The sequence below is a fragment of the Actinokineospora alba genome (assembly GCF_004362515.1).
Classification (GTDB): domain Bacteria; phylum Actinomycetota; class Actinomycetes; order Mycobacteriales; family Pseudonocardiaceae; genus Actinokineospora; species Actinokineospora alba.
In genome coordinates this window covers 5716738-5730508 of the sequence record NZ_SNXU01000001.1, presented here as the reverse complement: position 1 = coordinate 5730508, position 13771 = coordinate 5716738, and the positions used below count along the sequence as shown (strand labels likewise).

Below are 13771 nucleotides of genomic sequence, written 5' to 3'. Positions count from 1 at the left end.
CGTAGGCCGGGTGACCAAGGACCGTCCCCGCTACGGCGCGAACTACGTTCCCTCCACCGGCTGGTTCTACAGCTGGCTCGACTTCTCCGCCGACGCGGTCCGCCGCGACTTCGCCGACCTGGCCGGGCTCGGCCTCGACCACGTGCGGGTGTTCCCGGTGTGGCCGTGGATCCAGCCCAACCGCGGCCTGATCCGCGAGCGCGCGGTCGACGACCTGCTCACCACCGTCGACGTCGCCGCGGAGTTCGGCCTCGGCGTCGCGGTCGACCTGCTGCAGGGCCACCTGTCGAGCTTCGACTTCCTGCCGTCCTGGGTGCTCACCTGGCACCAGGCCAGCGTGTTCACCGACGCGGGTGTCCGCGACGGCATCGCCGCCTACGCCGCGCACGTCGCCAAGGCGGTGGCGACGCGGCCGAACGTCTTCGCGATCACCCTCGGCAACGAGGTCAACAACCTGTGGCCCGCGAACCCCACCACCCCGGCGGAGTCGCGGCAGTGGGCGGCCGACCTGCTCGACGTCGTCCGCGGTGCCGCCCCCGACGTCCTCTGCCTGCACTCGGTCTACGACGACGCCTGGTACGCCGCCGACCACCCGTTCCACCCGGCCGACGCGGTGGACTTGGGCGACCTGACGACGGTGCACTCGTGGGTGTTCAACGGCACCTCACGCATCGATGGCCCGCTGGGCCCGGCCACGGTGTCGCTCGCGGAATACCTGGTCGACCTGGCGGCCTGCCTGGCCCCGGGCCGCGGGGTGTGGCTGCAGGAGATCGGCGCGCCACGGCCGGACATCCCGGCTGACGCCGCCGCCGAGTTCGTCGAACGAACCCTGACCGGTGTCGCGGACCATCCCGCGCTGTGGGGCGTCACCTGGTGGTCGTCGCACGATATCGACCGCGGGCTGCTGGACTTCCCCGAACGCGAGTACGACCTGGGCCTGTTCACCGTCGACCACCAGCCCAAACCGGCGGCGCTGGCCTTGGCCGCCCACATTCGCGCCGCCCCCACACCGACACCTCGACCGGCGACCGTGCTGCCGTGCCCGATCGACCTGCGAACCGAACCGCACCGACGGGCGGAAGTGGCGCCAGGCAGCCGCTTCCACACCGAATGGGTGCGCATGCGCGAGAACGGCCCCGTGCGCATCTCGCACACCACCGGACCCTGACGGCATCGCCGTCAGAGATCGAGGGTCGGGACCCCGCTCAGTCCAGGCCCATCGAGCGCCGGATCTCGGCCAGCTTCGCCCGGCCCGCTTCCTCGCGCTCGGCCTGCTGCTCGTCGAGGGACTTCGCCTCGGGCCCGGCGTTCGCCAGTTCGACCGAGCCGCCGGAGGTGTGCACCCGGGCCTCGATCCGGTCGCGCACGTAGTCGAAGCTGGGAACCCCGCTCTCGGAGTAGTCCGCGGGCAGCACGACCGGGGGAGCGGCCGGCTCCTCGACGACCTCGGCGTCCACCACCTCGGAGTCATCACCCTGGGTGCCGGTCATCGGCCGCTCCCTCCACTCGGTGTCAGCTCTCACCTTGACCATAGCCTCGGACCCAGTTCGGGCCCGTGGACCACTACGTCGTCGTCGGCGGGGGCGTTGAGTCGGGGTCGATGAGGACGAGGTCGATGTCCCACTGACCCTCGCAGTCGCCGCGTCGCACCAGGGCCTGTCCCGCCGCGTAGGAGCCGGAGGTGAAGAAGACCTCCGCCTCGAACCCCTCGTTGTCCATCCCCGCCGGCCGGTAGCCCGCGGCGGTCACCGCGTCCTGGATCAGCACGGTGACCTCGTCGATGGGCTTGGTCGTGACCGCCCGCACCGTGACGTGCCCCTGCGTGCTCACGACGTGGGTGACCGTGCCGACCCGCTCGAAGGACAGCCCGGCGGGCATGAGCGCGGTCTCCGCCGGGGGAGCCGGGGTCGGGGCGGGACAGCCCGCGTCGCCTCCGGGGCCGGCCGAACACCCGGCCGCGACGATCGCCACCGTCCACATCAGTCCCCGCGCGCGCACCATGCCGGCCACTCTAGGCAAAACTCGCAAATCGCGGGCCTATCATCCGACCTTCTCGGTGTACGGTGACCTCCGCCACGCCATACACCTCCGCGGCCAGAAGCCGCGGGAGCGGTGATCGGCGCGGCGGAGTGGGCGCGAGGGCGCCCCACTTGACCCCTGGAGGCATGCGTGGCCTTACCCAGAAAGCTCCACGTCCCGATCTTGGCCGCGACGGCCCTCACGGCGCTGTTGGGCGCCAGTGCCGTCTCGGTCCCCAGGTCCGAGAGCCCGGAGCAAGACCACTCCGCCACGGCCGACCCGGTCGGCGCCGAGGAGTGGATGTACCTGCAGCGCGCCAACGCCGACGGCTCCATCCCGGACGCCGCCGTCAACGAGGCGATCGCGCAGTCCAAGCAGATGGGCGAGGCGGCCATGGGCTCGCCGAGCACCGACCAGGTGTGGACCGGGCTCGGGCCGAGCAACATCGGTGGCCGAATCCGGGACATCGCGGCCGACCCCACCACCAAGGACGTCGCCTACATCGCCACCGGCACCGGCGGCCTCTGGCGCACGGCCGACGGCGGCGCGACCTTCACGACCGCGTGGGACGACCTGCTGCCCCAGTCGATGGGCGCGGTCGCGGTCGACTCCAAGGGAACCGTCTGGGCGGGCACCGGCGAGCCCGACCACGGCGGCGGCTCGTCGTACTACGGCAAGGGTGTCTACAAGTCGACCGACGACGGCGCCACCTGGGTCAACATGGGCCTCAAGGACGGCGACACGGTCGGCCAGATCGTCATCGACCCGCGTGACGACAACCGCGTGTTCGTCGCCGTCATGGGCGCGCTGCACGACACGGCGCCGACCCGCGGCCTGTTCATGACCGAGAACGGCGGGACCAGCTGGACCCGCGTCATCGTCCCGGCCAGCGCCTCCACCGGCGCGATCGACGTGACGGTCAACAAGTCGAACCCCGACATCATGCTCGCCACGACGTGGGACAAGATCCGTGACGAGAAGTCGCGCATCTACGGCAAGCACTCCTACGTCTACCGCTCCACCGACGGCGGCCGCACGTGGACCAACGTCCACCAGGCGCCGCTGCCGCAGAGCGTGGACATCGTGGGCCAGCCGGTGACCGCGACCTACGTCGGCCGCATGGGCGTCGACTTCAGCGACAGCGACCCCAACCGCGCGTACCTGATCTCCAGCACCGCCGGCGGCAACTTCAACGGCTTCTTCACCAGCACCGACGCGGGCGCCACCTGGGTCCCGGTCGGCCCCACCTCCGGCGGCACCCTGCAGAGCATCAGCGGCGGGTTCGCCTGGTGGTTCGGCCGCGTCTACGTCGACCCGACCGACCCGCGGCACGTGTTCGTCGCCGGTGTCAGCCTCGCCGAGAGCCTCGACGGCGGCCTCACCTGGACGACGTCGCAGACCCCGCACGCCGACCAGCACGGCCTCGAGTGGGACCCGTTCACCCCGGGCAAGGTGTTCCTCGGCAACGACGGCGGCTTCTACTGGTCGACCCAGAACGGCGCCGCGCGCGGTCTGTGGTCCAAGACCCCGCGCCTGCCCGTGACCCAGTTCTACGCGATGGACGTCTCGGTCCAGGACGGCAAGCGGCTCAACGCGGGCTCCCAGGACAACGGCTCGCTGAAGTCCTGGGCGGGCGACAACACGGTCAACGGCGACTGGTTCAACTTCGTCGGCGGCGACGGGATGATGAACCGCATCGACCCGACGAACGACCGCAAGTACTACGGGTGCTTCCAGAACGGCGGCTGCCGCGGCTTCGTCGACGGCGCGCAGTTCGTCATGACGATCCCGGGCGCACGCAAGAACTGGGTGGCCCCGCTCGAGTTCGGCGCCGACCCGCGCGTCATGTTCGGCGGCAGCGAGTACGTCAGCCGGATCAACACCGACGCCGGTCAGCGCGTGTGGGAGCGGATCAGCCCGGACCTGACCGAGGGCACGGAGCCCCGCGCTCCCGGTTTCGGCACCGTGACGGCGCTCGGCACGACGACGGCTGACCCGAACCTCGTCTACGCGGGCACCGACAGCGGCCTGATGTGGGTCAGCCGCAACGCGATGGCCGCCCCCGACCAGGTGACCTGGGAGAAGATCACCAGTCCGGTCTTCCCGGGCCGCTGGGTCACCCGCGTGACCGTCGACCCGCAGGACCCGAAGGTGGCGTGGGCCAGCTTCTCCGGCTGGCGTTCCGGCAACCCGTACCCGCACCTCGTCATGACCACCGACGGCGGCCGGACCTGGAACGACATCGTCGGCCGGGGTGTCCCGCAGGCGCCGATCAACGACGTCATCCGGCACCCGTCGAAGAAGTCCTGGCTCTTCATCGCCACCGACGTCGGCGTGTTCCGCACGACCAACCTCGGCCGCACGTGGGTCAAGGTCGGGGCGAACCTCCCGCTGGTTCCGGTCAACGACATCGACCTGCCCGCGGGCAGCGAGACGCTCTACGCGGCGACCTACGGTCGCAGCATCTGGACGACCTCGCTCGCCGACGCCTCCTGAGGACTGTCGGTCCTGAGTAGGCAGGTTTGAGAACACACCGCGAGAACCGGTCACCCCGGCGGTCCACCACTTGGTGGACCGTCGGGGTGATCGCGCTGTCCCTGGTATTCCTGGCGCCGCTCGTGGTCATGGTGCTGGGGTCGCTGCAGCGGCCGCTGCAGCCGCCTCCGGACGGGCTCGACCTGTGGCCCGACCCCGCGGAGTGGTCGAACTACCTGGCCGTGCCGCGGTTCATGCCGCTTGCCTGGCTGCTGCTGAACTCCCTGCTGCTCGTCGTCGTCGCGGTCCCGGTCACCGTCGTCGTCACCTCGATGGCCGGGCTCGCGATCGTCACCGCCCGCGGCAGGCTCCGGCGCGGGCTCATCGGCGTGTCGGTGTTCATGCTGCTCGTGCCCGCGGCCGCGCTCTGGGTGCCGCGGGTCGTGCTGCTGCGCGGCGTCGGCCTCGCGGACACGCCGCTCACGGTGGCGCTGCTCGCGCTCGCGGGCACGACACCGTTCTATGTGCTGCTGTTCGCGCTCGCTTACTCGCGTATCCCGGTGTCGCTGCTCGAGGCGGCCACACTCGAGGGGCTGAGCCCGTACGCGGTGTGGCGTCGGGTCGCGCTGCCGCTGGGCCGCCCGGCGGCGGTGGCCGTCGCCGCACTGTCCACTTTGTACTATTGGTCGACGTTCATGGATCCGCTGACCTTGGTGTCGTCGCCGGGAAACTGGCCGGTGGCCCTGGGGCTGCGACGTCTCAGCGAGATGGAGGCTGCTCTGTACCCGATCTACCTTGCCGGTGCGGTCATCGTGACGGCGCCCGCGCTGCTCGCGTTCGCCATCGGTCAGCGGTCGTTCTTCGCGTCGGTGGAGCGGTCATGAGCGCCCGGCGACTGCTCGCGGTGCTGCTGGGGTTGGCCGCCGTGAGCGCGTGCGCCAGTGCGCCGGGCGAGGACGCGGCGGCCGGGAGCGCGACGGCGCGGATCACCGTGCAGCTCAAGGCCGATCCGGAGGAGGCCGCCGTGTACCGGAGCCTCGCCACGGCGTACCAGGCGGCGGGCGGCGGTGAGATCGAGCTCGTCACGGTGGGCCGCAAGGACCACCTCACCCGGCTGTCCACCGCGTTCGCGTCGGGGGACGCGCCGGACGTCTTCCTCATCAACTACCGCGAGTACGCGCCGTTCGTCCAGCGCGGAGCCGTGCGTCCCATCGGGCCACTGCTCAAGCAGGAGGGGCTGGACACTGCGGACTACTACGAGCAGCCGCTGAGCGCGTTCACCTATGACGGCGCGCTGCAATGCATGCCGCAGAACATCTCCTCGCTCGTCGTCTACTGGAACCGCGCGCTGTTCGCGAAGGCGGGACTCCCCGCGCCGAAGGCGGGCTGGAGCTGGGACGAGTTCGTACGGACGGCGCAGGCGCTGACGGCCGACGGCGTCAAGGGCGTCGGCATCGATCCCTCGATCACACGCATGGCGCCGTTCATCTGGAGCAAGGGGGGCGCCATCGTCGACGACGGGAAGGCCCCGACCCGCACGACCCTGCACGAGCCCGGCGCCCGCGCGGCGCTGCAGGCCGTCGTGGACCTCATCGCCACCGGCGCGACCCCGAGCAAGGACCAGCTCGCGTCGCAGGGGCTGGAAGAGCAGTTCATGACCGGGAAACTGGCGATGTTCATGAGCTCCCGGGTCGAGGTGCCCGCCCTGCGCGAGCAGCGCGGCCTCGACTTCGACGTCGCCGCCCTGCCGGTCATGGGCACGCCCGCGTCGGTCCTGCACTCCGACGCCTACTGCGTCGCGAGCAGTTCGAAGAACACCAAGGCGGCGGCGAAGTTCATCGCCTACGCCGTGGGTCAGCAGGGCCAGACGGTCACCGCCCTGGGCGGGCGCACGGTGCCGTCGCTGCGCTCGGTCGCGACCTCGCCCGCGTTCCTCAGCCCCGCCCGGCCGCCCGCGTCGTCGCAGGTGTTCCTCGACGCCATCGCGCACCTGCGGCACACGCCGGTGACGCCGTCGTGGCCGGAGGTGGAGGACGTGATCGGCACCCAGCTGCAGCGGGCCTTCGAGGACGGGGTCCCGCTCGACGAGGTCCTCGCCGAGATCCAGAAGCAGGCCGACCCCCTCCTGCGGCGCCGATGAGCCTGCGGATACTCGGCGCCCACAAGGTTTTCCACGCCCGCGGGGCGCGGGTGACCGCCCTCGACGGCATCGACCTCGAAGCGAAGGACGGTGAGCTTCTCGTCATCGTCGGGCCGTCGGGGTCGGGCAAGTCGACCCTCCTGCGCGCCGTCGCGGGCCTGGAGCCGCTCGACGCCGGGCAGGTCCTGATCGGCGACCGCGATGTCACCTCCGTGCCACCCGGCAGGCGGGATGTCGCGATGGTGTTCCAAGAGGCCGCGCTGTTCCCCCACCTGAGCGTCGCCGCGAACATCGGCATCGGCGAACGCGCCCGCGGCGCCAACCGCCGCGCCGTCGAGGCCCGAGTCCGCTCAGTGGCCGAGACGCTCGCCGTCGACCACCTCCTGGGTCGGATGCCTGGCGAACTCAGCGGTGGGGAGCGGCAGCGGGTGGCACTCGCCCGGGTCATGATCCGCACGCCGGCGGTGTGCCTGCTCGACGAACCACTGGCGTCAGTGGACGCGGAGCTCCGGCTGCGAATGCGCGGTGAGATCCGGACGGTGCAACGGTCACTGGGCGTGCCGATGGTGCACGTCACCCACGACCAGGTGGAAGCCATGGCGATGGGCGACCGGGTCGCCGTCATGGACGCGGGCCGGGTCCTGCAGTGCGACACCCCCGCCGAGGTCTACGCGCGCCCCGCGACGATGGCGGTGGCCCGCGGCTTCGGCCCGCTGCCGATGAACCTCCTGCCAATCGGCGAGGGAACGGTCATGGGGCTGCGCCCCGAGCGGGTGCGGGTGCGTCCGGCCGAGGCAAGCGGCCGCGCGGGTTCGGTGGTCGAGGTGGAGCCCGCGGGGGAGGAGTGCCTCGTGCGAGTGCTGCCCGACGACGCGAACACCGACCTGCTCGCCCGCCTGCCGTGGACCGACGCCCCGACGGTCGGGGACCGAGTCACGGTGGCGTGGCGGCCGGAGGACGAACACCACTTCGACGCCACGACAGGCGAACGCCGATGACCGGCAGGCACTGGACCGGAGCTGGTTCAGCCCACACCACCGCACCGAGGCGTGCCGCTCTTGACGCCATGCCGCGCCTGCCACGGTGCCGAGCCGCTGGCGGCCCACCTCGCGGCGCGCGCCAGGGCATCGAACCGAACGTCGGGTCCGGCTGCGACTTGTTTGGTGGGGGCTTGGGCGCCTCCAAGCGTTGGGCTGGTGGTGGGTCGCCCAACTGCTTTCCACTGAAGCGCGCGGCTCACGGCGCCGAGCTGAGTGGTGGGTCCGGCTGCGACTTGTTTGCCCGGGGCATGCGCGCCTCCAAGCGTTGGGCTGGTGGTGGGTCACCCCGTTCCTTCGCGCCGAAGTACGTTGATCACGGCGTTGAGCTGAGTGTGGAGTCCGGCTGCGACTTGTTTGGTGGGGGCCTGCGCGCATCCGGGCGTCGGGTTGGTGGTGGGTCACCCCGTTCCCTCTCCCCAAAGTGCGTTGATCACGGGATCGAGCTGGGAGTTGGGTTCGGTCGGGACTCGTTCGCTGGGGTGCTGCATGCCTCTGGGCGTTGGGCTGGTGGCGGGTCGCCCGGCTTCTTTTCACTGAGGTGCGTGGATCACGGCGTCGAGCTGGGCGTCGGGTTCGGGCGGGACTTGTTTGCCCGGGGCCTGCGCGCATCCGGGCGTCGGTCTGGTGGTGGGTCACCCCGTTCCCTCTCCCCGAAGCGCGCGGATCACGACAACGACACACCCGCCCGCCGCCCACGCAGCACCGGTGCGTGCCGGTGAAGCGGCACGTGGAGGGCGTCGTCGGGACGGGCACGGGAGCCGTCCCGACTGTCTTGTCCCGCGTGCGGGGCGTGGGCGCGGGCCTCCGACGATGGCCTCTCGCCGTCCCCTATCTCATCGGGTCGCTTCTGCTCGTCCTCGTCCCTCTCGCCATGGCCGCGGGGCTCGCCTTCACCGACTACTTCGGTTTCCGGGCCCCGGAGTTCACCGGCGCCGACAACGTTGTCCGCCTGGCGGGTGACAGCGCGTTCTGGGACGCCGTCGGCGTCAGTGCGGTCATCGCTGTGATTGTCGTGCCGCTGCGGCTGTTCCTCGCGGTCGGCGCGGCACTGCTGCTGGCAAAGCCCCGGGGTGCCCGGACCGCTATCGGCCGGGCCGCCGCGTACCTGCCGTCCGCGATCCCGGACGCGGCGTGGGCGTTGCTGTGGTTGTGGATACTCAACCCGCTTTACGGCCCGCTGCCCGCGGTTCTCGGCGCGCTCGGCGTGCCGGACCCGGGGTTTCTCACGACGCCGTGGGGCGCACGCGCGGGTTTGGTGCTGGTCATGGCCTTCCAGGTGGGGGAGGCGTTCATCGTCGCCCTGGCCGCGCGGGCGGCGATCCCCAGCCGGCTCTACGAGGCCATCGAGGTCGAAGGCGGTTCCGCCTGGTTCGCGATGACCCGGGTGACGCTGCCGCTCATGGCACCCATCGTGCTGGTCCTCGCGGTCCGCGACATCGTGGTCGTCGTGCAGAACGCGTTCGTGCCCGCGATGCTGGTGACCGACGGCGGCCCGGTAAACGCCACCCTTACCGCACCGCTGCTGATCTACCGCCGGGCGTTCGAATACGGCGAACTCGGCTACGCGAGCACGCTGTCCGTCACCCTGCTCGTGCTCACCGGCATCGCCGCGGCACTCCCGCTGTGGCTCGCAGCGCGTCTCGCCGCCCGTCAGCGAACCCGGGCCTGATCCTGCGACCGGGCACTGAGCCGAGCTGTGCGCCGCCGTTCCGACAAATATCCGGCTGCCTCACTTCAGGTGCCGGGCGAAGAACCCCTCGAACCGCGGCACGCCTGTGTGCCCGCCCAGGTTGGCCTGCAGCGTCTTCTCTTGGCGTCCAAGGCATCGAGAACAGGGCCAGTTGCCGGTCGTTCCCTCGTCGTCCCAGTGCAGCAGGACCTGCAGCGGAATGGTGACCTGCCGCGCCTCCTCGAACATGGTGCGGGGCACGAAACTCCCGGCGAACAGAAGCGCGGCCGAGATGCGCGGCGCAGCGGGAGGACGAACCGGTCCACGATCTCGTCGTCAACCGGCCCGTCGACCGCCGGCGCCCGGCACAGGGTCGGCGCGCGCCTCCTCAGCCGTGAGCGTGTCCCCACCGCGACGTGAAATGGGGTCATGTTCCGTGTGTCTCCTTTTGTCCCAGCGAAATCTGTGGCTGAAACCCCCGACTGATGAGTTCCTAATACCCGCCCGGGCGATCCTCACCACTGTGGTCGACCGGCGGGTCACCGCCCCCTGCCCGTGCTAGCGTCGAATCGAATCAAGCGGCACTGGGATTATGTCCGCGCGTATTCACGGCATTTGCGCACATAGGGCGTAAAGCTTGTTCTTGTGATTCTGGGACAATCTTTCGATTGATGGACTAGGCCTGGGAGACGAGGGTTCGTGGTCGAATTGGGCTCCGCCGCGAGCGTCGCCGCGGTGCTTCGGGAAAACATTCGTTTGGCGCCGGAGCGCACTGCGGTGGTCTTCGTCGACGATGTGGAAGCGGCCGACGGTGCGCGCCAGTGGTCCTACGCCCGGTTGGACACCGAGGCGAGGAAGTCCGCCGCCTGGCTGAGCGCCCGCGTCCCCGTGGGTGAGCGCGTCCTGCTCCTGTACCCGACCGGACTCGACTTCGCCGCCGCCCTCGTCGGCTGCCTGTACGCCGGGACGGTCGCGGTGCCCGCACCGCTGCCCGGCCGGTATCGGCAGGAGCGAGCGCGCCTGCGCGCCATCGCGGCGAACGCCGGGATTTCGGCGATCCTGACCGACCTCGACAACCTGGCCGCGGTGACCGAGTGGGCCAAGGAGGAGGGGCACGCAGACATTCCCGTGCTCGCCACGAACTCTGGCGAACTCGCCGACGCAAGCTCGTGGACACCCGTGGAGGCCGACCGCGAGACCCTCGCGATGATCAATTACACCTCGGGCGCCACCGGGGCACCCAAGGGAGTGGCGCTCACCCACGACAACATCCTGCGCAACGTGGAGAACCAGTGCGCCGCCTCCGGTCTGGCCCCCGGTTGGCGGGTGGGCGGCTGGCTGCCGCACCACCACGCAATGGGCCTCCTGGGCCAGTTGCTGCCTGCCCTCGTGGTCGGCGCCACCGCCGTGGTGATGCGCCCCTCGGCGTTCTTGAAGCGGCCGTACCAGTGGCTGCGGATGATCGACAAGTTCGACCTCACCGCCACCGCCGCGCCCGGCTTCGCCTTCGAGATCTGCCTCGGGCGGGTCACCGACGACGAGGTGGCCTGCCTTGACCTGTCGCGGTGGCGGTTCGCCGCCATCGGCGCCGAGCCGCTCCACGCGTCCACAGTGGACGCCTTCGTCAAGCGGTTCGCACCGGCCGGGCTCCGGGCCGACGTGCTGAGCCCGTGCTACGGCTTGGCGGAGGCGACAGCCTTCGTGGCGGGTGACGCGTTCCGCTCCGCCGTGATCACCAAGGTCGACCCCCACGAACTGGAACACGGCCGGTTCGTCCCCGCGGCGTCGGGTGTCGACCTGCTGAGTTCGGGGACGCCGAGCGATTTCGAGATCCGCGTCGCCGACCCGCGAACAGGGGAGGTGTCGCCCCCCGGTGCCCTGGGCGAGATCTGGTTGCGCGGTCCGAGCGCCGCCCGCGGCTACTGGCGCGACGGCGCCGCGACCGCCAGCACCTTCACCCCCGCCGGCTTCATCCGCAGCGGCGACCTCGGCACCCTGCACGAGGGCGAGCTGTACGTCGTCGGGCGGGTGGACGAGATGCTGCGACTGGAGGGGCGGATGTTCACACCCCAGGAGGTCGAAGGGCGGATGCGGTCGGGATACACCGAGACCGCCCTGATCGGCGCGGTGTTCACCGTCTCGGACGCCGAGACCGGGACCGACCCGATGCTGGTCGCCACCCACGAGATCACCGGTCGGCGCGGCGACGAGTGCCTCCGTGAGCTGTCGTCCCGGATCAAGGCGGATGTCGCCGACGAGTTCAGGGTCCGCCCCTCGGTCGTGGCCTTCTACCGGCGCAACGGCATTCCGCGCACCGCGGCGGGCAAGATCCAGCGCACGGCGATGCGGAGATTGTTCCTGGAGCGCGCCCTGAACGCGTGGTATGTCGATTACGAGCCGTCGGTGCCCGAATCCCTGCGGGAATAACGGTATTAATTCTCCATTCCGGTTCGCGGCGACGCGCTGAGTCGCGGCGGCGGTACGGTATTTATTGCTCCGTCCACGATATGTGAAACGCATGGCCAGGTATGTGAACCTAATCTGTTGTCCGGGTGGGTGGCGCTGGTACGGTCGATATCGTCGACGCGGATCGCCGCTGCGCGGTCGATGGATATGCAAAGGATCGACATGAATGCGGCCGTGGCGGGGGAGCGGGAATAGGTCAGCGTCGGCGATTCCGTCCGCGTGCTTTCCGGATCCTAAGCAAACAAACAGGAAAAGGTAGAAGCGCATGTCCAATCCGTTCGAGGACGACAGCCGGGACTGTCTGGCACTGGTCAACGACGAGGAGCAGTACTCGCTCTGGCCCGCCGACCTGACTGTCCCGCAGGGCTGGCGGGTCGCGCACGGCCCGGCATCGGCCCGGGAGATCGCCGACTACATCGACCAGACCTGGACCGACCAGCGGCCCAAGAGCCTGCGGGACGCGATGGCCGGGCAGGCAGGCAGGTCGCCGGCATGAGCGCGCGCAACGAACTGCTGGTCGAGCAGGCCAAGCAGCCGCGGTTACCCGGCGCGGGCCGCACGGTGGACAGGCCGCCGTCCGGCCGCGCGCGCACGGTGCTCGGAGTGATCGCGGGGCTCGCCGCCCTGGGGGCGTCGACGCCGCTGTGGGGCGTGTTCGGCTCCCATGCCGTCGACGCGGTCACCCACTTCCTCATCGCGGTCGCCGTCATCCTGGTCACCTGCCAGCTGCTGGCGGCGCTCGCCCGCCGGGTCGGCCAGCCGCCGGTGCTCGGCGAGATGGTCGGCGGCCTTCTGCTCGGTCCCTCGCTGCTGGGCCTGACCTGGCCGCAAGGCAGCGCGTTCCTGTTCCAGCAGCCGGTGGTCGAACAGCTCGACAAGGCCGCGCAGCTGGGGCTGGTCATCTTCGTTTTCCTGCTGGGCTGCGAGTTGCGCACGGACCGGATCGCCCGCAAGGGCATGGTCGCGGGGTCGGTGTTCGGCGGCATGGCCCTGCCCCTGCTGGCGGGCATGGGGATCGTGTACGTGACCGGCGACCTGCTCGCCGGCGACAAGGCTACCCCGCTGCAGGCGATGCTGTTCGTCGGACTGGCCATGGCGGTGACGGCGCTGCCCGTGCTGGCGCGCATCCTCACCGACCTGAAACTGGAGAAGTCCAGCATCGGCGTGCTCTCGATCTCGGCCGCGGCCATCGGTGACGGCGTGCTCTGGGTCGGGCTGGCTTTCCTGCTGGCCGGGTCGGGCAGCGGCGGGCACGGCGTCGAGATCCTGGTGCTCGCGTTCGTGCTGGTGCTCGTGACCGCGCTGTGCGTGCGGCCGCTGCTGGCGATGCTCGTGCGACGCCTCGGGTCGAGCCCGTTCCTGACGATCGTGTTGGTCGCGGGGGCGATCGGCTATTCCGTGCTGACCCAGACCATCCAGCTGCACGCGGTGGTGGGCGCGTTCCTGTTCGGCGTCGCGGTGCCGAGGGATTCACCCGCCGTGGAGGAGATCGGCCGCAAGCTGGAGGGCTTCACGCTGATCATCCTGCTGCCCCTCTTCTTCGCCGGGGTCGGACTCAAGATGTCGGTCGGGCTCCTGGGCACGGACCCGACAGCCTGGCTGGTGCTCGCCGCGGTCCTCGTCGCCGCGGTGGCGACCAAGGTGATCGGCGCGGGCGGCGCGGTGCGGCTGGCCGGCCTGCCCGCCCGGGAGGCGTGGTGCTTCGGCGTCCTGATGAACTGCCGCGGGGTGACGGAGGTCGTGGTGCTGACCATCGGCTACGAAGCCGACCTGATCAACCAACTCGCCTACACGATCATGGTCATGGTCGCGGTGATCACCACGGCACTGACCGGGCCCCTGGTGCGCCGGTCGCTGAACCGGGCACCGGACGACACCCTCGCCGCGCCGAGGACGCGCACCGCGAGGAAGGGCGACACCGTCAGGGACTGACGATGTCGGCGAGCGGCCCGCGCGGGCGAA

Annotated in this window: 12 protein-coding genes; 9 read left to right on the top strand and 3 right to left on the bottom strand. The window is 70.6% G+C overall.

Annotated features, from left to right (window positions below; all coding sequences use genetic code 11):
* Positions 1–10 precede the first annotated feature (10 nt).
* Positions 11–1168: a glycoside hydrolase 5 family protein gene (locus C8E96_RS26185; RefSeq protein ID WP_091369572.1), complete on the top strand. Its 1158-nt coding sequence runs from the start codon at positions 11–13 to the stop codon at positions 1166–1168.
* A gap of 37 nt (positions 1169–1205) precedes the next feature.
* Here the strand turns inward: C8E96_RS26185 and C8E96_RS26180 are convergent, their stop codons facing one another.
* The gene (locus C8E96_RS26180) at positions 1206–1490 is read right to left on the bottom strand and encodes a hypothetical protein (protein WP_091369570.1); all 285 of its coding nucleotides are present in this window, start codon (positions 1488–1490) and stop codon (positions 1206–1208) included.
* Positions 1491–1563: 73 nt separating this feature from the next.
* Positions 1564–2001 (bottom strand): hypothetical protein, encoded by a 438-nt coding sequence (locus C8E96_RS26175; RefSeq protein ID WP_091370164.1) that lies wholly within the window; start codon positions 1999–2001, stop codon positions 1564–1566.
* Positions 2002–2169: 168 nt separating this feature from the next.
* Between C8E96_RS26175 and C8E96_RS26170 the strand changes: the two genes are divergently transcribed.
* The 5 genes from C8E96_RS26170 (at position 2170) to C8E96_RS26150 (ending at position 9343) form a co-directional block, all read left to right on the top strand.
* A complete protein-coding gene (locus C8E96_RS26170; RefSeq protein ID WP_091369568.1) occupies positions 2170–4515 on the top strand; it encodes a WD40/YVTN/BNR-like repeat-containing protein in 2346 nt (781 codons plus the stop codon).
* A gap of 86 nt (positions 4516–4601) precedes the next feature.
* A complete protein-coding gene (locus C8E96_RS26165; RefSeq protein WP_228772085.1) occupies positions 4602–5378 on the top strand; it encodes a carbohydrate ABC transporter permease in 777 nt (258 codons plus the stop codon).
* The gene (locus C8E96_RS26160; protein ID WP_091369565.1) at positions 5375–6634 is read left to right on the top strand and encodes an ABC transporter substrate-binding protein; all 1260 of its coding nucleotides are present in this window, start codon (positions 5375–5377) and stop codon (positions 6632–6634) included. Before C8E96_RS26165 ends, C8E96_RS26160 begins: the two co-directional genes overlap by 4 nt.
* Entirely contained in the window at positions 6631–7632 is a 1002-nt protein-coding gene (locus tag C8E96_RS26155; RefSeq protein WP_091369564.1) for an ABC transporter ATP-binding protein, read from the top strand. Before C8E96_RS26160 ends, C8E96_RS26155 begins: the two co-directional genes overlap by 4 nt.
* A gap of 757 nt (positions 7633–8389) precedes the next feature.
* Positions 8390–9343: a carbohydrate ABC transporter permease gene (locus C8E96_RS26150; protein ID WP_228769628.1), complete on the top strand. Its 954-nt coding sequence runs from the start codon at positions 8390–8392 to the stop codon at positions 9341–9343.
* 60 nt (positions 9344–9403) lie between these two features.
* On the opposite strand, the gene C8E96_RS26145 is transcribed toward C8E96_RS26150, so the two are convergent.
* The gene (locus tag C8E96_RS26145) at positions 9404–9604 is read right to left on the bottom strand and encodes a hypothetical protein (RefSeq protein ID WP_324187066.1); all 201 of its coding nucleotides are present in this window, start codon (positions 9602–9604) and stop codon (positions 9404–9406) included.
* A 438-nt stretch (positions 9605–10042) separates the two neighbouring features.
* On the opposite strand from C8E96_RS26145, the gene C8E96_RS26140 reads away from it, so the two are divergent.
* The 3 genes from C8E96_RS26140 to C8E96_RS26130 all read left to right on the top strand — a co-directional run bounded on the left by C8E96_RS26140 (position 10043) and on the right by C8E96_RS26130 (position 13741).
* A complete protein-coding gene (locus C8E96_RS26140; protein ID WP_091369562.1) occupies positions 10043–11770 on the top strand; it encodes a fatty acyl-AMP ligase in 1728 nt (575 codons plus the stop codon).
* A 304-nt stretch (positions 11771–12074) separates the two neighbouring features.
* Positions 12075–12305, top strand: a complete 231-nt coding sequence (locus tag C8E96_RS26135) for an MbtH family protein (RefSeq protein WP_091369559.1) — start codon at positions 12075–12077, stop codon at positions 12303–12305.
* Entirely contained in the window at positions 12302–13741 is a 1440-nt protein-coding gene (locus tag C8E96_RS26130; protein ID WP_091369557.1) for a cation:proton antiporter, read from the top strand. Before C8E96_RS26135 ends, C8E96_RS26130 begins: the two co-directional genes overlap by 4 nt.
* Positions 13742–13771: the final 30 nt, after the last annotated feature.

What these genes read in the sequence shown, in the direction of transcription:
- C8E96_RS26180 (WP_091369570.1), bottom strand. Translation starts at nt 1,490, where the DNA reads ATGACCGGCACCCAGGGTGATGACTCCGAGGTGGTGGACGCCGAGGTC.
- C8E96_RS26175 (WP_091370164.1), bottom strand. Translation starts at nt 2,001, where the DNA reads ATGGTGCGCGCGCGGGGACTGATGTGGACGGTGGCGATCGTCGCGGCC.
- C8E96_RS26160 (WP_091369565.1), top strand. Translation starts at nt 5,375, where the DNA reads ATGAGCGCCCGGCGACTGCTCGCGGTGCTGCTGGGGTTGGCCGCCGTG.
- C8E96_RS26155 (WP_091369564.1), top strand. Translation starts at nt 6,631, where the DNA reads ATGAGCCTGCGGATACTCGGCGCCCACAAGGTTTTCCACGCCCGCGGG.
- C8E96_RS26135 (WP_091369559.1), top strand. Translation starts at nt 12,075, where the DNA reads ATGTCCAATCCGTTCGAGGACGACAGCCGGGACTGTCTGGCACTGGTC.
- C8E96_RS26130 (WP_091369557.1), top strand. Translation starts at nt 12,302, where the DNA reads ATGAGCGCGCGCAACGAACTGCTGGTCGAGCAGGCCAAGCAGCCGCGG.